The sequence below is a fragment of the Amycolatopsis sp. NPDC003676 genome, from assembly GCF_053587275.1.
In genome coordinates, this window is record NZ_JBSFNS010000036.1 from 1 (window position 1) to 20,422 (window position 20,422).

Annotated in this window: 20 protein-coding genes; 13 read left to right on the plus strand and 7 right to left on the minus strand. The window is 68.2% G+C overall.

Going from position 1 to position 20,422, the window contains the following annotated elements:
• Positions 1 to 538, plus strand: a 538-nt coding sequence (locus tag ACWDNU_RS21745; protein WP_449670231.1) for a PLP-dependent transferase, incomplete at its 5' end; no start/stop codon positions are given.
• Positions 535 to 1,662 carry a homoserine O-acetyltransferase MetX gene (gene metX / locus ACWDNU_RS21750; protein WP_449670232.1) on the plus strand — a complete coding sequence of 376 codons (1,128 nt, stop codon included), beginning with the start codon at positions 535 to 537 and terminating at the stop codon, positions 1,660 to 1,662. The genes ACWDNU_RS21745 and metX, both read left to right, overlap by 4 nt.
• A gap of 60 nt (positions 1,663 to 1,722) precedes the next feature.
• Here the strand turns inward: metX and ACWDNU_RS21755 are convergent, their stop codons facing one another.
• Positions 1,723 to 2,493 carry an SGNH/GDSL hydrolase family protein gene (locus ACWDNU_RS21755; RefSeq protein WP_370934355.1) on the minus strand — a complete coding sequence of 257 codons (771 nt, stop codon included), beginning with the start codon at positions 2,491 to 2,493 and terminating at the stop codon, positions 1,723 to 1,725.
• A 195-nt stretch (positions 2,494 to 2,688) separates the two neighbouring features.
• Here ACWDNU_RS21755 and ACWDNU_RS21760 point away from each other — a divergent pair, with 195 nt between their 5' ends.
• The 8 genes from ACWDNU_RS21760 to ACWDNU_RS21795 all read left to right on the plus strand — a co-directional run bounded on the left by ACWDNU_RS21760 (position 2,689) and on the right by ACWDNU_RS21795 (position 11,450).
• Positions 2,689 to 3,279 (plus strand): SACE_7040 family transcriptional regulator, encoded by a 591-nt coding sequence (locus tag ACWDNU_RS21760; RefSeq protein WP_370934356.1) that lies wholly within the window; start codon positions 2,689 to 2,691, stop codon positions 3,277 to 3,279.
• A gap of 52 nt (positions 3,280 to 3,331) precedes the next feature.
• Positions 3,332 to 3,829, plus strand: coding sequence for a hypothetical protein (locus ACWDNU_RS21765; RefSeq protein WP_086024916.1), 498 nt, complete (start codon positions 3,332 to 3,334; stop codon positions 3,827 to 3,829).
• Between the two features lie 196 nt (positions 3,830 to 4,025).
• A complete protein-coding gene (locus ACWDNU_RS21770) occupies positions 4,026 to 5,639 on the plus strand; it encodes a carboxyl transferase domain-containing protein (RefSeq protein WP_449670233.1) in 1,614 nt (537 codons plus the stop codon).
• Positions 5,640 to 5,644: 5 nt separating this feature from the next.
• Positions 5,645 to 7,630, plus strand: a complete 1,986-nt coding sequence (locus ACWDNU_RS21775) for an acetyl/propionyl/methylcrotonyl-CoA carboxylase subunit alpha (protein WP_449670234.1) — start codon at positions 5,645 to 5,647, stop codon at positions 7,628 to 7,630.
• A complete protein-coding gene (locus ACWDNU_RS21780; protein ID WP_344270946.1) occupies positions 7,627 to 8,784 on the plus strand; it encodes an acyl-CoA dehydrogenase family protein in 1,158 nt (385 codons plus the stop codon). Before ACWDNU_RS21775 ends, ACWDNU_RS21780 begins: the two co-directional genes overlap by 4 nt.
• A 70-nt stretch (positions 8,785 to 8,854) precedes the next feature.
• Entirely contained in the window at positions 8,855 to 9,364 is a 510-nt protein-coding gene (locus tag ACWDNU_RS21785) for a GNAT family N-acetyltransferase (protein ID WP_449670235.1), read from the plus strand.
• A 60-nt stretch (positions 9,365 to 9,424) separates the two neighbouring features.
• Positions 9,425 to 10,288 carry an SDR family oxidoreductase gene (locus ACWDNU_RS21790; RefSeq protein ID WP_449670236.1) on the plus strand — a complete coding sequence of 288 codons (864 nt, stop codon included), beginning with the start codon at positions 9,425 to 9,427 and terminating at the stop codon, positions 10,286 to 10,288.
• A 103-nt stretch (positions 10,289 to 10,391) separates the two neighbouring features.
• On the plus strand, positions 10,392 to 11,450 hold the full coding sequence (locus ACWDNU_RS21795) for an alpha/beta hydrolase (protein WP_370934361.1): 1,059 nt from the start codon (positions 10,392 to 10,394) through the stop codon (positions 11,448 to 11,450).
• Here ACWDNU_RS21795 and ACWDNU_RS21800 read toward each other — a convergent pair.
• A complete protein-coding gene (locus tag ACWDNU_RS21800; protein ID WP_370934362.1) occupies positions 11,439 to 11,834 on the minus strand; it encodes a hypothetical protein in 396 nt (131 codons plus the stop codon). The genes ACWDNU_RS21795 and ACWDNU_RS21800 overlap by 12 nt on opposite strands.
• A gap of 108 nt (positions 11,835 to 11,942) precedes the next feature.
• Between ACWDNU_RS21800 and ACWDNU_RS21805 the strand changes: the two genes are divergently transcribed.
• Positions 11,943 to 12,890, plus strand: coding sequence for an NADPH:quinone reductase (locus tag ACWDNU_RS21805; protein WP_449670237.1), 948 nt, complete (start codon positions 11,943 to 11,945; stop codon positions 12,888 to 12,890).
• Here the strand turns inward: ACWDNU_RS21805 and ACWDNU_RS21810 are convergent.
• Positions 12,852 to 13,817, minus strand: coding sequence for an NADP-dependent oxidoreductase (locus tag ACWDNU_RS21810; protein WP_449670238.1), 966 nt, complete (start codon positions 13,815 to 13,817; stop codon positions 12,852 to 12,854). The genes ACWDNU_RS21805 and ACWDNU_RS21810 overlap by 39 nt on opposite strands.
• 75 nt (positions 13,818 to 13,892) lie before the next feature.
• Between ACWDNU_RS21810 and ACWDNU_RS21815 the strand changes: the two genes are divergently transcribed.
• Positions 13,893 to 14,255: a winged helix-turn-helix transcriptional regulator gene (locus tag ACWDNU_RS21815; protein WP_449670239.1), complete on the plus strand. Its 363-nt coding sequence runs from the start codon at positions 13,893 to 13,895 to the stop codon at positions 14,253 to 14,255.
• Positions 14,256 to 14,461: 206 nt separating this feature from the next.
• Complete coding sequence (locus ACWDNU_RS21820) at positions 14,462 to 15,202, plus strand: hypothetical protein (protein ID WP_449670240.1); 741 nt, start codon at positions 14,462 to 14,464, stop codon at positions 15,200 to 15,202.
• 37 nt (positions 15,203 to 15,239) lie between these two features.
• Here the strand turns inward: ACWDNU_RS21820 and ACWDNU_RS21825 are convergent, their stop codons facing one another.
• From ACWDNU_RS21825 to ACWDNU_RS21840, 4 genes are all read right to left on the minus strand, one after another.
• Complete coding sequence (locus ACWDNU_RS21825; protein ID WP_449670241.1) at positions 15,240 to 16,451, minus strand: acyl-CoA dehydrogenase family protein; 1,212 nt, start codon at positions 16,449 to 16,451, stop codon at positions 15,240 to 15,242.
• Between the two features lie 28 nt (positions 16,452 to 16,479).
• The gene (locus ACWDNU_RS21830) at positions 16,480 to 17,775 is read right to left on the minus strand and encodes an acyl-CoA dehydrogenase family protein (protein WP_449670276.1); all 1,296 of its coding nucleotides are present in this window, start codon (positions 17,773 to 17,775) and stop codon (positions 16,480 to 16,482) included.
• Positions 17,776 to 17,876: 101 nt separating this feature from the next.
• Entirely contained in the window at positions 17,877 to 19,055 is a 1,179-nt protein-coding gene (locus ACWDNU_RS21835) for a low temperature requirement protein A (RefSeq protein ID WP_449670242.1), read from the minus strand.
• Positions 19,056 to 19,108: 53 nt separating this feature from the next.
• The gene (locus ACWDNU_RS21840; protein WP_449670243.1) at positions 19,109 to 20,290 is read right to left on the minus strand and encodes a TetR/AcrR family transcriptional regulator; all 1,182 of its coding nucleotides are present in this window, start codon (positions 20,288 to 20,290) and stop codon (positions 19,109 to 19,111) included.
• Positions 20,291 to 20,422: the final 132 nt, after the last annotated feature.

A 20,422-nucleotide genomic window follows, 5' to 3' on the forward strand; every position in this document is an offset into this window, starting at 1 on the left:
GGCGCTTGGCCCGGGTGCGTTCGCGGCGAAGGCGCGCGTGCAGATCCTGCGCGACACCGGCGCGGCGATCGCCCCGCTGAACAGCTTCCTGATCCTGCAGGGCATCGAGACGCTGTCGCTGCGCGTGGAGCGGCACTCCACCAATGCGCTGGCTCTTGCGGAATGGCTGGAAGAGCGCGACGAAGTCGAGAAGGTGTACTACGCCGGTCTGCCGTCGAGCCCGTATCACGCGGCGGCGCAGAAGTACCTGCCGCGCGGTGCCGGCGCGGTGTTGTCGTTCGAGCTGCGCGGCGGCGTCGAGGCGGGCCGGAAGTTCGTCGACGGCACCGAATTGCACAGCCAGCTGGTGAATCTCGGCGACGTGCGCAGCCTGATCGTGCACCCGGCGTCGACCACGCACAGCCAGCTCGGCCCCGAGGAGCAGGTCGCCGCCGGCGTCACCCCGGGTCTCGTGCGGCTCGCCGTCGGACTGGAAGGAATCGAGGACCTGAAGGCCGACCTCGAGGCAGGCTTCCGAGCTGCCAAGGCGGCGCTGTGACCGATCCCGGCGCGAGTCTCCCGCCCGTCACCGGCGCGTGGCGGGCGGGGGACCCACCCGGCAGACGGCACTGGTTCACCGGCCCCGGCGCACTCGCGCTGGAGGCCGGCGCCAGCCTGCCCAGCTACACCCTCGCGTTCGAAACGTGGGGAACGCTCAACTCCGACGGGTCCAACGCCGTCCTCATCGAGCACGCTCTCACCGGCGACAGCCACGCCGCCGGTCCCGCCGAACCCGGGCATCCGAGTCCCGGATGGTGGGACGGACTGATCGGTCCCGGCAAGGCTTTCGACACCGGCGAGCTGTTCGTCGTGGCCCCTAACGTCCTCGGCGGCTGTCAGGGGTCGACAGGCCCGTCCTCGCTCGCCCCGGACGGTGAGGCGTGGGGCAGCCGATTCCCGGCTCTGACCGTCCGGGATCAGGTCAACGCCGAAGCGGCACTCGCGGACGCGCTCGGCATCGAACGCTGGGCTGCCGTCGCGGGCGGTTCGATGGGCGGGATGCGGGCTCTCGAATGGGCCGTAACTCAACCCGATCGTGTTGCCTCGGCGCTCGTTCTCGCTTCGACCGCGCGCGCGTCCGCCGAGCAAATCGCTTGGGCCGCACCCCAACTCCACGCGATCCGAGGCGACTTGGCCTGGCGAGGCGGCGACTACTACACCGCCGCTGAAGGCCCGTACCGCGGACTGGGTGTGGCCCGGCGGATCGCGCACGTCACCTATCGCTGCGAACCCGAACTGGAGACGCGTTTCGGGAACCGGCCGCAGCCGGACGAGGATCCGCTGGCCGGCGGGCGATTCGCGGTCGAGTCCTATCTGGACCATCACGCGGACAAGCTCGTCCACCGCTTCGACGCGGGTTCCTACGTGGTGCTCACCGAATCCATGAACACCCACGACGTCGGCCGCGACCGCGGTGGGGTCGCCGCCGCCTTGGGCCGGGTCACCGCGCGCACAGTGGTCGCTGCGGTGGACAGCGACCGGCTCTATCCGCCGTACCAGTCGCACGAGATCGCGGCGGGAGTCGGCGGCGAGGCCACGATGCTGACTTCGCCGTACGGCCACGACTCGTTCCTCATCGAGACCGAGCAGATCGCCGCGCTGGTCAAGACCTTGCTGGGCTGAGCCGCGAGAAAGGCCGCCTTGAGCGAACTCAAGGCGGCCTTCCCGAATCTCAGCGAAACGTCAGCCGATCGCCGAGGTCAGCGGCGAGTAGTAGCCGCCCCGCTGCCCGGCGGCAGTCGGGTGGTACGACTCGTCCACCGGCCAGGTCAAGCTGTGCAGGTAGTCGCTGGCCGCCGAGCAGATGTTGTGCCCGACGAACGCCGACCGCACGTCCACGAACTTCCCGCCCGCAGCGGAAACCCGGGACGAAATCACCGAAGCCAGCGTGTCCGCCCCGGAGTTGATCGCCGACCGCTTCGTGTCGCTCAGCCCGACGCTGCACGAACCCGGCACGGTGTAGAAGCGCGGGTAGGACAAAACGACCAGCGAAGCCCCGGGAGCCTTGCTCTTGGCCGCCGAGTACACCTTGTCCAGCAAGCCGGGCAGGGTGTTCTGGACATACGTCTTGGCGGTGTTGACCCGGTCGACGCAGGTCTGGTCGCTTCCCAGCGTGCACGTCTTGATCACGTCGGTGAAGCCGGCGTCGTTGCCGCCCACGGTGAGCGTGATCAAGGTGGCGTTGGACGGCATCGAGCTGATCTGGTTCAGCACGTCGCCGGTCTTCGCGCCCGAACAGGCGAGGAAGGTGAAATTGGTGCCGGAGTGGGCGTTGGCCCACAGCTGGCCGTACGCGTTGGCACTGCGTTTGCAGCTGCCGGAATCCCCGTAGCTCCCGGCGCCCACTCCGGAGGAGTAGGAGTCGCCGAGCGCGACGTAGTTTTGCGACGCAGCGCTCGCACCGGTGGCGAAGCCGAGCGAGGCAGCGAGAGCGACCCCCAGGGCCGCGCACATCCGAAGGATGCGTCGTGATGGTTGACGGGTGGTTGCAGCCATAGGTCACTCCTGTCGTGACAGCTTGACGCGGTAAAGCTTTACCAGGTGCAATCCCCACGAGACACCCCTGAAATCCGGGTGCGTCCACTTGGCTCAAGCAGGAAGTAGGGCGGGAAGTTAGCGCTCGCTAACCGCGGGACCTACTATGTGCGGATGTCGGCGAATTCCCTCCCACTGGTGAACGGCGCGAAGCCGAACAGACGGGAACAGATCCTCACCGCCGCCGCCGAGCTGTTCGCCCACCACGGTTTCCACGGCGTCGGCATCGACGACATCGGCGCGGCCGTCGGCATCTCCGGTCCCGCGCTGTACCGGCATTTCCGCAGCAAGGACGCGATTCTCGGGGAAATGCTCAACTCGATCAGCCACTACCTGCTCGAAGGCGGCACCCAGCGCGCCGAAGCGGGCGGCACCCCGGACGAGCTGCTCGCCGCGCTCGTCCGGTTCCACGTCGACTTCGCGCTCGACCACCCCTCGCTCATCACCGTGCAGGAGCGCAATCTCGCGAATCTCACCGACGGTGACCGCAAGCAGGTGCGCGCGCTCCAGCGGCAGTACGTCGAGGTGTGGGTGCGGGCGATTCGCGAAGCTGTGCCCGGCCTCGGCGAACGCCAGGCGCGCTCGGCGGCACACGCCGTGTTCGGCTTGATCAACTCGACGCCCTACAACCGCCATCTCGGTGACGGCGCGCTCGCCGATCTGCTGTGCCGGCTCGCGCTGGGCGCCCTTTCCGCGGCGGGCTGAGGCCGCGATCCGGGGTATCCCGCCGACCGCCGGTCTGGTGTTTGATAGGCACGTGACCGCGGACCGGAGCGAGGGCGAGCAGCGGCTCGTCGAGAAGGCACAGCGCGCGCTCGTCGCCATCAGTCTTGGCGAGGACACGGAGGCGCTGGAAGAGGTCACGCCCTCGTCGCAGGAGCCGGGCGAACGCGACGAGGAGACGAAAGAGCTGATGCTGCTGCTCTTCGGCGAGTGCAGCGCGATGGTGTCCACGCTCGGTGACGGCGGCACCGCCCCGGTCAAGGTGCAGGTTTTCGACGAGGCGGGCGAAGAGGTTTCGATCGACCAGGCCGATCCGCCGGTCCGCACCGCCGTCCGCACGCTGCTCGCCGAAGTGCACGGCAATACCGCCGCCGCCCGCGAACAGGTCGAGATCGCGTTGGCGAGCGCCGCCCCGAACGAGGTGGACAGCCTGCTGTTGCAGGCGTTGCGCTGGACGATCCGGCTGTCGGTCGAATGCCTCGAACGGGATCTGCCGGTGGCCGGCTGGATCTCGGACGCCGTAGCGGGCTGACCGCCGCCTTCTCTTCACTCACTCGTGGCCGCCCCAATGTGGCATTGGGTGCGTCAGACGCACCGAACGCCACATTGGGTGCGTCACATGCACCCAATGCCACATTGGGGCGCTGTGGGCTGGACTGGACAGCGGGGTTAACGGCCACTAACATCGGGTCCGGAGTTAACGACCGCTAACGTCTCGACGGAGAGTCATGGACACGCCGGTACTGCGCAGTTCCGCGGATCGCAGCAGCGACACCTTCACCCGTAGCGTCACTTCGCACGGCGAATTGGTCGAGGATCTGCACAAGCGGCTCGCCGCCGCCCGGCTCGGCGGGCCGGAGAAGTCGCGCGCCCGCCATGTGGAACGCGGCAAGCTGCTGCCGCGCGACCGGGTGGACACGCTGCTGGACCCGGGATCGCCGTTCCTCGAGCTTTCCCCGCTCGCCGCGACCGGGCTGTACGACGACGAGGCCCCGTCCGCGGGCATCATCACCGGGATCGGGCGCGTGTCCGGCCGCGAATGCGTGATCGTCGCGAACGACGCCACGGTCAAGGGCGGCACGTACTACCCGCTGACGGTGAAGAAGCACCTGCGGGCGCAGGAAGTCGCGCTGCACAACAACTTGCCGTGCATTTACCTGGTCGACTCCGGCGGCGCGTTCCTGCCGCGCCAGGACGAGGTTTTCCCGGACCGCGAGCACTTCGGCCGGATCTTCTACAACCAGGCCACCATGTCCGCGCGCGGCATCCCGCAGATCGCCGCCGTGCTCGGCTCGTGCACCGCTGGCGGCGCGTACGTCCCGGCGATGAGCGACGAAGCGGTCATCGTGCGCAATCAGGGCACTATTTTCCTCGGCGGCCCGCCGCTGGTGAAGGCCGCGACCGGCGAGGTCGTCACCGCTGAAGAACTGGGCGGCGGCGACGTGCACGCCCGCCAGTCCGGCGTCACCGACCACCTCGCGGATGACGACGCGCACGCGCTGCGCATCGTCCGCGACATCGTCTCCACGCTCGGCCCGCGCACGCCGCGGCCGTGGGACGTCAAGGCGATCGAGCCGCCCGCGGTGGACGAGCGCGAGTTGTACGGCGTGGTGCCGACGGATTCGCGCACCCCGTACGACGTGCGCGAGGTCATCGCCCGCGTCGTCGACGGCAGCCGGTTCGCGGAGTTCAAAAAGGAATACGGCTCGACGCTCGTCACCGGCTTCGCGCACATCCACGGCCACCCGGTCGGCATCATCGCGAACAACGGCGTGCTGTTCGCCGAGTCCGCGATGAAGGGCGCGCACTTCATCGAACTGTGCGACCGGCGCTCGATTCCCTTGGTATTCCTGCAGAACATCACCGGCTTCATGGTCGGGCGCGCGTACGAGGCGGGCGGCATCGCCAAGCACGGCGCGAAAATGGTGACCGCGGTGGCGTGCGCGCGGGTGCCGAAGTTCACCGTGATCATCGGCGGCTCCTTCGGCGCGGGCAACTACTCCATGTGCGGGCGGGCGTATTCGCCGCGCTTCCTGTGGATGTGGCCGAACGCGCGGATTTCCGTGATGGGCGGCGAGCAGGCGGCGTCGGTGCTGTCGACGGTGCGCCGCGACGCGATCGAGGGCCGCGGCGGCGAATGGTCCACAGAGGACGAAGAGACCTTCAAGGACCCGATCCGCGAGCAGTACGAGGAACAGGGCAGCCCGTACTACTCCACCGCGCGGCTGTGGGACGACGGCGTGATCGACCCGGCGGACACCCGCACGGTGCTCGGGCTCGCGCTGTCGGCCGCGGCCAACGCGCCCTTGCCCGAGGTCAACTACGGCGTCTTCCGGATGTGATGAGCGTGTTCGAGACTGTTCTGGTTGCCAACCGCGGCGAGATCGCGGTTCGCGTAATCCGGTCGCTGCGTGCGCTCGGGATCCGTTCGGTCGCGGTGTACAGCGACGCGGACGCCGACGCCAAGCACGTGCGCGAGGCCGACACCGCGGTGCGCCTCGGCCCGGCCGAAGCGGCGAAGAGCTACCTGTCGATCCCGGCGATTGTCGCGGCGGCAAAGGAAACCGGCGCGCAGGCTGTGCACCCTGGCTATGGCTTCCTCGCCGAGAACACCGCGTTCGCGCGGGCTTGCGCGGAGGCCGGGCTGGTGTTCATCGGCCCGCCGCCGGAAGCGATCGACAAGATGGGCGACAAGATCCGGGCGAAGGCCACGGTGTCCGCGGCCGGGGTTCCGGTGGTGCCCGGAGCGTCCGATGTGGACATTCCGGAGGGCGGGTTCGCCGAAGCGGCGGCGAAAGTCGGCTATCCGCTGCTGCTGAAGCCGTCCGCGGGCGGTGGCGGCAAGGGCATGCGCCTGGTGCACGAAGAGTCCGAATTGGCTGCTGCGATCGAGTCCGCGCGCCGGGAAGCGAAGAGTTCGTTCGGCGACGACACGTTGCTGATGGAGCGGTTCGTCACCACCCCGCGGCACATCGAAATCCAGGTTCTGGCTGACACGCACGGCACTGTGCTGCATCTCGGCGAGCGCGAGTGCAGCCTGCAGCGGCGGCACCAGAAGATCATCGAGGAAGCGCCGTCGGTGCTGCTCGACGAGGCCACGCGGGCGAAAATGGGCGCGGCGGCCGCGGAAGCCGCGCGGTCGGTCGGCTACGTCGGCGCGGGCACGGTCGAGTTCATCATGTCCGCGCACAATCCGGACGAGTTCTTCTTCATGGAGATGAACACCCGGCTGCAGGTCGAGCACCCGGTCACGGAAATGGTGACTGGTCTCGACCTGGTGTCCTGGCAGGTGCGGGTGGCGGCAGGGGAGCCACTCGGACTGACGCAGGACGACGTGCGCCTCGACGGGCACGCGGTCGAAGCCCGGGTCTACGCCGAAGATCCGGCGCGCGGGTTCATCCCGACCGGCGGCACGGTGCTGGCCGTGCACGAGCCCTCCGGCGACGGTGTGCGAGTGGACTCGTGGATGTCGGTCGGCGCGGTGGTCGGGTCGAACTACGACCCGATGCTGGCGAAGATCATCGCGCACGGCCCGGACCGGGCGTCGGCGTTGCAGAAACTGGACCGCGCGCTGGCCGACATCGCGTTGCTCGGCCTCGGCACGAACATCGCGTTCCTGCGCGGTTTGCTGGCCGACGAGGACGTCCGCGCCGGAAAGCTGGACACCGAACTGGTGGACCGGCGACTGTCCGAATTGGTCTCCTCGGAAGTCCCGGCCGGGTTTTTCGTCGCCGCCGCAATGGATCGGCTGATTTCGCTGCAGCCGACGGGTGCGGTCGTGGACCCGTGGGACATCCCGAACGGCTGGCGGCTCAGCGGCCCCGGCGGGATCACTTTCCGCTTGCGGACCGGGGAAAACCAGGCCGTCGTGCGGGTCGAGGGCACGCCGTCGGACGCTTCGGTGCAGGTGGACGACGCCGAGCCGGTACGCGTTTCCGCCCGCCGCGAAGGCGATCTGCTCGAGGTGCGCCGGGCCAACGGGGTGGAGCGGTACCGCTGCGCCGACGGTCCACAACGGACAGTGTGGCTGGCCCGCGAAGGCCAGTCGTTCGCGTTCGCCGACCAGGAATTCACGCTCTCCTCGCGCGGCGAGGCGGCGGGTGCTGGTCCGGTGAAGAGCCCGATGCCGGGAACGGTGCTGGTGGTCAAGGCCGCCGAAGGCGACGTGGTGAGCGCGGGTACGCCGCTGCTGGTCGTCGAGGCGATGAAGATGGAGCACACCGTGACCGCGCCGATCGACGGTGTGGTGACTGAGCTTTCGGTGCGGGTCGGCCAGCAGGTCGCGCTCGACGAGACGCTTGCCGTCGTGAGCGCAGCAGAGGAGAAGCAGTGATCGACTTCCGGCTGGACGAGGAATACGAGGCGCTCCGCAAGACGGTCGAGGACTTCGCGCAGGCCGAGGTCGCGCCGGTGATCGGCCCGCTGTACGAGAAGGAAGAATTCCCGTACGAACTGGTCGCCAAAATGGGCGAAATGGGCTTGTTCGGCCTGCCGTTCCCGGAGGAATTCGGCGGCATGGGCGGCGACTACTTCGCGCTGTGCCTCGCGCTGGAGGAGCTGGCGCGGGTCGACTCCTCGGTCGCGATCACGCTGGAGGCGGGGGTTTCGCTCGGCGCGATGCCCATCTACCGCTTCGGCACCCAGGAGCAGAAGGAAACCTGGCTGCCCATGCTGACGACGGCCGAGGCGCTCGGCGGATTCGGCCTCACCGAACCGGGCGGCGGCTCCGACGCCGGGGCCACCCGCACGCGCGCCCGGCTCGACGGCGACGAGTGGATCATCAACGGCAGCAAGGCGTTCATCACCAACTCTGGTACGGACATCACGAAGCTGGTCACCGTCACCGCGGTCACCGACGTGATGGAGAACGGCCGCAAGGAGATCTCGGCGATCATCGTCCCGTCCGGCACGCCGGGTTTCGCGGTGGCCCCGAAGTACTCGAAGGTCGGCTGGAACTGCTCGGACACCCACGAACTGTCCTTTTCGGACGTCCGGGTGCCCGCCGAGAACCTGGTGGGCAAGCGGGGCCGCGGCTATGCGCAGTTCCTGTCCATTTTGGACGAGGGCCGGGTGGCGATCGCCGCGCTGAGCGTCGGTCTCGCGCAGGGCTGCGTGGACGAATGCCTGAAGTACGCGAAGGACCGCGTCGCGTTCGGCCACCGGATCGGCGAGTACCAGGCCATTCAGTTCAAGATCGCGGACATGGAAGTGCGTGCGCACACCGCGCGGCTGGCGTATTACCAGGCGGCGTCGAAGATGCTGCGCGGCGAACCGTTCAAGAAGGAAGCGTCGATCGCGAAACTGGTGGCGTCGAACGCGGCGATGGACAACGCCCGTGACGCCACGCAGATCTTCGGCGGATACGGCTTCATGAACGAATTCCCGGTCAGCCGCTTCTACCGCGACGCGAAGATCCTGGAAATCGGCGAGGGCACCAGCGAGGTCCAGAAGATGCTGATCGCGCGCCACCTCGGGGTCGGCGCCTGAGACCCAGCGCCGCCGGGGCGTCCGGGCGGAGTCCCGGCGGCGCTGCTTCACCTGTCCTTATTGTGGAGCCATGGAGTTCACTATCCGGCCTGGGGTTGCCGGAGACGCAGACGTATTGCTGGGGTTTTTCGACGACGCCGTCGCATGGCTGGTCGCGCGGGGCAGCGCGGGCCAATGGGGCACAAAGCCGTGGAGCACCATCCCGAAGCGGGTCGAGCGGGTGCGCGAGTACGCGGCCGATCCCGAGCTCCGGATGGCGGAGATCGACGGAAAACCCGCGGGCGCGCTGATTCTCGGCCAAGCGATGCCGTACGCGCCGCAGGTCGACGAGCCCGAGCTGTACGTCCGGCTGCTGATCACTTCCCGCCAGTTCACCGGGCATCGGGTCGGTTCGCGGCTGTTGCGGCACGCGATGGACGAGGCGAAACGGCGTGGGATCGACCTCGTGCGCGTCGACTGCTGGGCGGGCGGCGACGGCGATCTGCCGCGCTATTACGAGAGCCAGGGCTTCAAGCCGACCGAGCAGTTCACCGTCGACGGCTGGCTCGGCCAGGTTCTCGAGCAACGGGTTGGGGGATAGCGGCCCGGACTGATCCGGAGGACGATATTGGCTAAGTGTCAATAGACCGAGGAGTCCGCCATGGCCAGGCAGTCGCTCTCCGGAAAGGTCGTCGTCGTCACGGGCGGCGCGCAGGGCATCGGGGCGGCCACCGCCGCCGCGCTGCACCGGCGCGGCGCCCGGCTCGTGCTGGGCGACCTCGACCGGGTCCGGGCCGAGAAAACCGCTGGTGAGCTGGGTCCGGACGTGGTCGCGTCGCCGCTGGACGTCACCGACACGGCCGCCTTCACCGCGTTCCTGGACGACGTCGAAAGCACCATCGGGCCGATCGACGTGCTGATCAACAACGCCGGGATCATGCCGCTCTCGCCGCTGGACGAGGAGGACGACGCGGCCACCCGGCGGCTGCTGGAGATCAACGTCCACGCGGTCGTGCACGGCACGCGCGAGGCCGTCAAACGGATGAAGCCGCGCGGGCGCGGGCACATCGTGAACGTGGCGTCGATGGCCGGAAAGTCCGGATTCGCCGGGGCGGCCACGTATTGCGCCACGAAACACGCTGTGGTCGGGCTGTCCGAGGCGGTGCATCTGGAGCTGCGCGGCACCGGCGTCGAGGTGTCGTGCGTGATGCCCGCCGTGGTGCGCACGGAGCTCGCGTCGGGGCTGGGCGAAGCGCGGTTCATCAAATCGGTCGGGCCGGAAGACGTCGCGGCGGCGATCGTCGACGCGCTGGAGCGGCCGAAGTTCGACGTATTCGTGCCGAAATCGCTCGATCTGACCGGCCGGATCACGCGGTTGTTCCCGCGCGCGTTCGGCGAATGGCTGGTGCGCGCGCTCGGCGGCGATCAATTGCTGGCGTCCGCCGCGCATTCGCCCGAGCGCGCCGAGTACGAGAGCCGGGCTGCCCGGAGCGCGCCGTCCGTCCCGCCTGGTGGGAGCGTCTGAGGTGGACGTGCGCTTGCCGGGTGCTTGCGGGAGTGGCGTGTTGATGCCGCGCCCGCGCGCACGGCAAGATGCCCGGCAGACGACGAGTTCCAGGAGGCACTGAATGGTTTCCCCACCGGCCCGGTTGGCTGCCGCGGCGGCCAATGTCGTGGGCAAGGTTTTCCAGGGTGGGGTCGCCGATCTGCGGCCGATGCCGCGAGTGCTGATCGACCAGGGGCCCAACCGGTCGGTGTACCGGATGACGCACGGCGCGTCCGAGGTCTCCGGCCCGCCGGTGCTGCTGGTGCCGCCGCTGGCCGCGCCCGCGCTGTGCTTCGACCTGCGCCGCGGCTGCAGCCTCATCGAGCACCTGGTGGAGGGCGGACGGCCGACCTACCTCGTGGACTACGGGATGGTCGCGTTCTCCGACCGCCGCCTCGGCATCGAGCACTGGATCGACGAGGTGCTGCCGAGGGCGATCCGGAAGGTCAGCGAGGACGCCGGCGGACAGGGCGTGCACCTGGTGTCGTGGTCGCTCGGCGGGATTTTCTCCATGCTCGTCAGCGCGGACCAGCCGGACCTGCCGATCGAATCGATCACCGCGGTCGGCTCGCCGGTCGATTTCACCGCGATCCCGATCGTCGCGCCGTTCCGCCCGCTCGTGGACCTGACCGGCGGGCACCTGCTCACGCCGGTCTACCGGGTGTTCGGCGGCGCACCGTCCTATTTGGTCACCCGGGTGTTCCGGGCCACCGGGATTTCCAAGGAAATCACGAAACCGCTGGCGATCCTGAAAAATCTCGACGACCGCGACTACCTCGCGCAGATCGAGGCGGTGGACCACTTCATGGGCAACATGTACGCCTATCCCGGGCGGACGTTCGGCCAGCTGTACCACCGCCTGTTCCGCACCAACGACCTCGCCGAGGGCACCGTCGACCTGAACGGGCGCAAGATCAGCCTGTCCGACGTGAAGACGCCGATGCTGGTGGTGGCGGGCGAAAACGACACCATCGCGCCGCGGGCGTCGGTGGAACGCGTGGTGCAGCTGCTGGAAAACGCGCCGGAGGTCCGGTTCCGCACCGCGCCCGGCGGGCACCTCGGCGTGCTCACCGGCCGTCGCGCGCGGGGCACGACCTGGCGGTACCTCGACGAATTCCTGGACGACCGGTCAGCTGGCTGAGGGCTGCGGCGGGAAGAACCACGTCCGCACGTCGCGGGTGAGCAGCGCGCGCAGGGCGAGCCCGGCGAAAATCAGCGGCAGAATGCCGGGCAGGCCCTTGCTGAGCAGCGTGACCAGACTGTTGAGCACCAGGAGGCCTTCGATGACCGCGGCGGTCACGTAGGCCCATTGCTGGCGCTTCGGCAATACGACGGCGCACACCGCGAGCGCGATGGCGGTGGCGTAGGTGATCACGATGTAGAGCTGGGTGAGGCTGATCAGGTCGACCAGCGAAACGCCGGCCATCCCGGCCAGCAGCAGCGGCCCGATCGCGCTCAGCGCGACCTGGATCCACATGAAGATGCGGGCCTGTTTGAGGTCGGCCGGCGCCACCGGAGCGGTCATGCCGGGCAGATTAGGGCATTTCCGGGCTTTTTCGCGCGGATTCCGGGCAGCGGAGATCAATCCGATATGCGCGCGAAGTCGGTAATAAACCGGCGGTACCGTGGGCCGGTGATCGCTGCATACGTGACGTCGCTCGGCGACAGTTCCGAGATCAAGGTCGGTCAGCTTCCAGACCCCGAGCCGGGGCCGCGCGAGGTGCTGGTGAAGGTCTCCGCGGTGACGGTGAACCACGTCGACACTTTCATCCGTTCCGGCGCGTATCCCACCGAGGTTTCTTTCCCGTTTGTCATCGGCCGGGACCTGGTGGGCACCGTTGTCTCGTCGCCAGTAAACCGCTTCGCTCCCGGTGACCGCGTGTGGTGCAACAGCCTCGGCCACGACGGCCGGCAGGGATCCTTCGCCGAGTACTGCGCGGTTCCCGAGGATCGGCTGTATCGCTTGCCGGACGGGGTTTCCGACGACGCCGTCGCCGTTCTGCACACCGCCGCCACCGCGTACCTTGGCCTTTTCGAGCACGCCGACGCCGGTTACGGCGAGACGATCGCGGTGCTCGGCGCGGGCGGCGGTGTCGGCAGCGCCGTCGTCCAACTTGCTTCGACCGCCGGCCTGCGCGTCATCGCGACCGCCCGCGCCGACGACGCGGAATGGTGCCGGGAATGCGGTGCCGACGAGGTTTTCGACTACACCGATCCCGACCTCTACCGCAAACTCCCCACGGTGGATCTGTTGTGGGACAACGCGGGCGTTCACGACCTGGTTTCGGCGGTGCCGCTCTTGTCTCGTGGCGGCCGCATCATCGCGATGGCCGGAATGGAGTCGACACCGACATTGCCGATCGGCCAGCTGTACACGCGCGACGCGAGCATCCGCGGTTTCGCCATCAGCAACGCCGGTGTCACCGCGCTGGGTTCCGCTGCCCGGGTTATCAACCGGGCCCTGTCCACCGGAATCCTTCGCCCCCGGGTCGGCACTCGCCTGCCTCTGTCGTCGGCCGCCGAAGCGCACCGATTGCAGGAATCAGGCGAGGCGTGCGGCCGGATCGTGCTGGAGGTTTGAGTCGACTGTGAGGACGACCTTGCCCTGGAGGTGACCGCCGTCGAGCAGCCGATGCGCGTCGGCGATGCGCTCGAACGGGAACGTCTCCTGCACGTGGACCCTGAGCTTGCCCTGCTCGACGAGCGCGACCAGCTCGCGCAGCGCGACCGGATCCGGCTCGACTCCGATGCCGCTGAACCGCATTCCCGCTGCCTCGTACTTCGCGATCAGCTCGGTGTCCTCCTCGGCGACCGCCGTCACCAGATGCCCGCCTGGCCGCAACACTCCGTGGGACCGCTCGACGGTGTCGCCGCCGAGAGTGTCGAGAACAACGTCGATTTCGCTCGCCACTTCACTGAAGTCGACCTTCTTGTAGTCGATGACTTCGTCGGCACCGAGCCCCTCGACGAACTCCCGCTTGCTCTCGCTGGCCGTCGTTATTACATGCGCACCAAGGGCTTTCGCGATCTGGATCGCGACGTGCCCGACCCCGCCGCCACCGGCGTGAATCAGAACGCGGTCGCCTGAGGTGACTTCGCCAAGGTCGACCAGCCCCTGCCACGCCGTGAGCCCGACGATCGGCAACGCCGCGGCCTCTACGTGCGAAAGCTCCTTCGGCTTGCGGATGAGATGCAAGGCCGGTGCCGCCACGAGCTCGGCGTATGCGTTGGCCGCGCGGGGAAACAACGGCATCCCGAATACTTCGTCGCCGGGCCGGAACCGCCAGGTCAACGCCTCTTCGACCACGCCGCTGACATCCCAGCCGAGCACGAACGGCGGCTGGCCGAGCAACGGGAACTCGCCGTCGCGCAGCCGTGCTTCCAACGGATTCAGCCCGACGGCCTTGACCCGCACTAGGACTTCGGTCGGCAATGGGCGGGGTTCGGGCGCGTCCACGATCGTGAGCACGTCGGGGCCGCCGAGTTTCTGCTGGGTGATGACTCGCATGGCTCTCCTGGTTTCTGGAGGGGTACGAAAACCAGGCTAGGATTCCGATAGGTACCAGCAGGTACCTTGGACTCCATGAGCGGTTCCCGCGGAATCTTCCTCGCCGATTGCCCGGCGCGGCTGGCAGTAGAGCTGATCGCCGACAAGTGGACGGTGGTCGTGCTCGCGGGCCTCAGCAAGGGGCCGGTGCGTCACGGCGGCCTGGTGGAGCTGATCGGCGGGATCTCGCGGAAAGTGCTCACCCAGACGCTGCGTCGGCTTGAAGCGCATGGGCTGGTCCGGCGTCAGGCGTATGCCGAGGCGCCGCCGCGCGTCGAGTACGAGCTGACTCCGCTGGGAGCGACGCTGATCGAGCCGATCCACACCCTGACGGAGTGGGCGCGCGCGAATGGGGACGCGGTTTTGGATGCGCTGGATGCAGCCGCCGAAAATGCTTGAATAAGGCCTCTTGGCTGCGTTTTTGCTAGCTAATTACTGGCTTGACTGAGCTTTTCGTAATCAGTGGCACTGCTGCTGTTGTCACGATTCGGGTTCAGAACGGCGACAGCTGAGGACGGTGCGCAACAAACGCCAGGTCGCACGCGATCCGTGGGTCACCGCAGGCGGCAGAGGGGCTGCGCAACTCGATCAAACGGACAATAACTATGAGCGTTCCAGAAGATCGCAGTGTTGTCGAGTTCGAAGAACCGGATCACCGGGACGGCCGGTTGAGACGGCGGATGGAGCTGGAGTTCATCGACAGCGGGCTCGACAGCTCGTCGCTCGAGAAACAGTCAGTCGACGACCTCCGTGCGTCGCTGGTCCGGCTCGACGACATCATCGTCCGGCAGCAGAAGAAACTCGAGCTGCACGAGGATGCACTGGCGACAGAAAGCGGGTCGAAAGGGCGTGCCGACGCCCTCCGCAAGGTGAATGCCCATCGCAGTGCCTTGAAGATCGCCCTCGAGCGGCGTGAGCAGATCCTCGAGTTGATCAACGGACTGACCGTCGGACAGGAGATCGGCAAGCTGAGAAACGCGGTGTCCGGGGTCGACGACGCCGGAACGAAAGAGGAATTCCACCGGTTGCTCGGCGAATTCGAAAGCAAGACCGACGAGATCGACGGCGAACTGAAGGAAACCAGCCGGAATATCGCCGAGGTCGAGGCCGCGGCGATGGCCACCGACATCGACAAGTACGAGCGGAAAGCCAAGGTGTGGCAGAACTTCCTGGCGAAGGAATCCGTCGCGACCTATGTCGGAGCGGCGATCCTGCTGATCATGTGCCTCGCGGTGGTGGCCGCGATGTTCGCCGCGGTGGAGATCAACCAGGTGCTGTCCAGCGCGTTTCTGCTGGTGCTGGGGTATTTCTTTGGGCAATCCACCGGGAAGCGGCAAGTGGAATAGCTCGGCCCGCCTCCACGAGACGGGCCGAGCGGGTGGACTACTTGAGCTGTGCGCTGGTCTTGCCCAGCACCCGCCGAGCCACGATCAGCTGCTGAATCTGCTGCGTCCCCTCGAAGATGTCCAGAATCTTGGCATCCCGGGACCACTTCTCCAGCAGCGATTCCTCCGTATACCCATACGCCCCGGCAAGCTCGACGCACTTCAACGTCACATCGACGACCGTGCGGCCAGCCTTAGCCTTCGCCATGGAAGCCTGCAGCGAGTTCGGCTGACGGTTGTCCGCCATCCACGCCGACTCCAGCGTCAGCAGATACGCAGCCTCGTAGTCCGCTTCCAGTTGCAGGAAAGTCGCGGCCGCGGCGTGCTGCGTCAACGCCGGGCGGTCGTAGTCGATGACAACGCCAGCTTCGGTCAGCACACGGCGAGTCTCGTCCAGTGCCGCGCGCGCGACGCCGATCGCCATGGCGGCCACGAGAGGGCGGGTGTTGTCGAAGGTCTGCATGACCCCGGCGAAGCCCTTGGCGGTGTCGATTTCCGGCGTGCCCAAGAGGTTTTCGCGCGGAACGCGGCAGTTCTCGAAGCGCAGCACGGCGGTGTCGGACGCGCGGATGCCCAGTTTGTGCTCCACGCGCACGACCTCGAAGCCGGGCGTGCCCTTCTCCACCACGAACGACTTGATCGCGGCGCGGCCCTTCGTGCGGTCCAGCGTCGCCCAGACCACCACGGCGTCCGCGCGCTGGCCGGACGTCACGAAGATCTTTTCGCCGTTCAGGATGTAGTCGTCGCCGTCCTCGGTGGCCGTCGTGGTGATGGCGGCGGAGTCCGAACCGCAGCCGGGTTCGGTGATCGCCATCGCGGCCCACAGGCCCTTGAAGCGCTCAAGCTGTTCGTCGGTCGCCACCGAGCCGATCGCGGCGTTGCCGAGGCCCTGGCGCGGCATGGACAGCAGCAGGCCGACGTCGCCCCAGCACATTTCGATCGTGCCGAGCACCACGTTCAGGTTGGCGCCGTTGCGGTTTCCCTTGGGACCATTGTCCTTTTCGGACCGGCGCACGCCAGCGGCGCCGGCACCGCCCTCGCCGGAGGAGTTCAGGCCGTCCAGCAGCGCGGCGAACATGTCCAATTCGGACGGATAGGTGTGCTCGGCGCGGTCGTACTTGCGCGAGATCGGCCGGAACACCTCGGCCGCGGCCTGGTACGCCTGGTTGATCAGCGCACCGGCCTTCTTCGGAGCTTCCAGGTTGATCATGAGTTGCCTTTCGGAGCAAGAAAAAGGATCAGAGGAGGACGGCGCCTTCCATCACGCCGATCGCCCGCAGGTCGCGGTACCAGCGCTCCACCGGGTGCTCCTTCACGAACCCGTGCCCGCCCAGCAACTGCACGCCGGCGTTGCCGATCTGCATGCCCTTGTCCGTCGCGAGCTTCCGGGCGAGCGCCGCTTCCCGCGCGTATTCCTTGCCCTGCTCGGCCCGCGAAGCCGCGCGCAGCGTGACCAGGCGCAGGCCTTCCAGTTCGATCGCGATGTCCGCCACCGAGAACGCGACTGCCTGCCGGTGGCTGATCGGCTCGCCGAACGCGGTGCGCTCGTTCACGTAAGGCACGACGTAGTCCAGCACGGCCTTGCCGACACCCGCGGCGAGCGCGGCCCAGCCGAGCCGGGAAAGCCTTACCACCTCAGTGAAAACGTCCGCCTTGCCGCCGCCGAGCAATGCGCCCGCGGGCAGCGAAACCTTCTCCAGGTGCAGCTTTCCGGTCGCCGCGCCGCGCAGGCCCATCGCGGGTTCGGACTCGATCGTCACGCCCGCGTTGGACGATTCGACCAGGAACAGCGCCGGTCCGCGGCCTTCCAGATCGGCCGAGACGAGGAACAGCTCAGCCTCCGCCGCGCGCGGGACGAGCGACTTCACGCCGTCGAGCTGGTAGCCCTTCGGGGTGCGCTTCGCCTTGGTGGCGGGCTTGAACGGGTCGAACAGCGGCGTCCGTTCCAGCAGCGCGAGCGCGGCGGCGGGCACCTGCTCGCCGGTGAACGCGGGCACGTAATCGGCCTGCTGCTGCTCGTCGCCCCACGCGACCAGCGCGGTGCTCACCGCCGACGGGGCCAGCACCGCCACCGCGAGTCCAAGGTCGCCGTGCGCGAGCGCCTCCGCGACCAGCGCGTTCGTGACGACCGAACGCTCCGTGCCCGCGCCGCCCAGCTCCTCCGGGATGCCGACGAGGCTGATGCCCAGTTCGGCCGCGCGGCTCAGCAGACCCTCCGGTGCCGCGAGCTTCTCGTCGGCGTCCGCGGCGGCCGGGCGCAGCTGCTCGGCGGCGAACTCGCCGACCGTCTCGACGATGAGCTTCTGGTCCTCGTCCGGTGTGAGGTCGAACAGCCCGCGGTCGTCCGGTTTCGCCAGCCGCGCCGGCTTGCCCAGCCGCTGGACCGAGGTGAACGACCTGGTCGCGGCCCCCGCCGCGCGGAAACCGCTCCGGGTTCCCGTCTTGACCAGGTTCTGCACCGGTCCGCGCAGCCCGACCCGGTCGATCGCCTTGCTCCCGGCCAACCGGGTGAGCGCGGCCAGGCCGAGGCCCATCGCGTCTCGTTTCCTTGGCGCAGCCATGCAGCATCTCCCTCGCGTTACCTACTGACGAGTAGGTTAACGCGGCGACGCGGAATCCGCCAGTGCGGCCCGGCTCACTCGACCACCGGCCGCCTGGCCAGCGACGTGCGTTCGAACGCGATGAGCAGCAAGACCGAGGCCGTGACGATCAGTAGCAGCAAGGCCGCGGGCACGTTTCCGAGCAACGGCGTGAGCGCGAGCAGCACCACTGCGAGCACGAGTCGCTGCCGGTTCCAGGTACCGAGGTTGCGTCGCCGCAGTGAGCTCAGGGCGACCAGATACAGGGCGAGTCCGCCGGTCAGCGCCCATAGCGCGACGCCGTGCAGCGCGTCCGCCGGATTGGTGTGCAGGGACAGGAACGTCTTCTTCAACCCGAGCGCGACGAGGACGATTCCGGCGATCAGCGGCAGGTGGAGATAGGTGTAGGAGTCGGTGGCGAGCTTGGTCCGCGCGATGCCTTCGGCGCGGGCGAGCCGGCGCTCGGCGACGTTCGCGACCAGGTCGAAGTACGTCCACCACATCCCGGCGGCGAGCGCGATCCCGCAGATCGCCGACCCGGCGACGAGCCAGGTGATCGGCACGTGCCCGATCCCGATGCCGATCGCGACGACCGATTCGCCCAGCGCGATGATCACGATCAGCCCGAACCGCTCGGCGAAATGCGCGGGCGAATGCAGCCGCCAGCCTTCGGGGCCGGACAGGTAGACGTTGAGGTAGTCCACCCCGAGCGCGACCACCCACAGCACCAGCTGCCAGGGTCCGCCCACAACGTCGGCGACGGCCAGCAGCACCAAGCTCGGGAGCAGCCCGCGCAGCATCTTCAGCAGCACCCGGCGCAATCCGGCGTCGTGCCGGGCGGCGCCGAGGTAGGCGACGATGTGCAGCAGCCGCACGACGGCGTAACAGGCGACGAACAGCAACGGCCCGTCGAGCCCGCCTGGTTCGTTGGTGAGCGCCTGCGGCACCGCGAGCGCGACGAGGAACATCACCGCCATCGCGCCGAACATCGCCAGCCGCGCGATCCCGTGGTCGACGTGGATCATCGTGCCGAGCCACGCGTAACTGCACCAGCACCACCACAGCACCATCAGCACCAGCAGTCCCTCGCCGAGGCCGAGCAGGCTCAGGTGCCCGGACATCAGCTCGGTCGTCTGCGTGATGGCGTAGACGAAGACCAGGTCGAAGAAAAGCTCGAGGGTGGTGACGCGGTGGCCTTCGTCCGCGCGAACCAGATGCAACCGTCTCGTGGGCACGGCAGATGCTTACACGTCCGGGGGAGGGGCGGGAGCGGTTTCGCGGAGAGCGTTCAGTCGAGCCCGAGAACCGCGTGCAGTACCGCCGTGAGCTCCGTCTGCAGGTGCGGCCTGCTCTTGATCCGCCCGGTCCGGCTCAGGTCGTTCGCGATGGTCAGCGCAGCGTGCACCCGGATCTTCGCCTCGCGCGCCGGAAGCTCCGGAAACACCGCGCACAGCAGGGAAACCCATTGATCGACGTAGTCGCGCTGGACCCGTCGCAGGTCAGCTTTGTCGCGTTCCGGCATGGTCACCCGGTCCGCCGTGAACGACACCAGCAGTTCCGGCGTGCGCAGCAGAATGTGCACATACGACGCCGCGAGCCGACCTAGCGCGGACCGTTCGTCGGGTGCCTGCAGCGCTTGCTCGGCCGCCAGTGCGAGCCGGTCCGCCGCGCGGTGTCCGATCGCGACCATCAGCGCGCCCTTGCTCGGGAAGTGCCGGTACACGCTGGGTCCGGCGATGCCCGCCGCCGCGCCGATGTCTTCCATGCTCACCGTGTGGAAGCCGCGTTCGGCGAAGAGCCCGGTCGCGGCGCTCAGCACCTGCTCGCGGCGGGACGGCGTGCCGAGGCTGCTCGCGACCGGCGCCACGGGCTCGGCCGGGACCGGCAGCGAGACGTTGAGCACGTCCAACGCCAGCTCGACCAGCAGCGGCACGAAGCGTTTGCGCGCCACCGAGGTGTGGTGCACCGCGACGCTCCCGAACACCGACAGCGCGGCCCAGCACAGCAGCTCAGCCTCGTCGACCGACAGTTCCGGACGCAGCGTGAGCAGGGCTTTCGTCCACGCGTCGAGCACCGCGCCGGACCGGCGGCGGATCTCGCGGCGCTGCTCGCGCGGCAGATGCGGACCTTCCCAACGCCACAGCGCGGCGATCTCCCGGCGCTCGACGGCCTGCGTCGCGAGGCCGGTGAGCAGGGCGTCCAGCTGCTCCAGCGGCGGTGCGGAATCGGCGAGCGCGGCCGCGGTGGCCGTCTCCATGTCGTCGATCCCGGCGAGCACGACGTAGGCGAGGATCGCCTGCTTGTCGGCGAAATGCCGGTACAGCGCGGGTCCGGTGACGCCCGCCGCGGCGGCTATGTCGTTGATCCCGACGCCGTGGAACCCGCGCGCGCGGAACAGTTCGGCCGCGACGGCGGCGAGCTGGGCCTTGCGGTCGCGAGGCCGCGTGCCGCGTGCGGGAGACGTACTCATGGTGAACTGACCATAGCGCGAATCGAAACTACGGCAACCCATTGACACCATGGGGTTCATCGGGCTTATGTTAATGGCCATTAGCACCTACTGGCCGGTATAGTCGGCGGCGAGATACACCGCAGTGTCCAA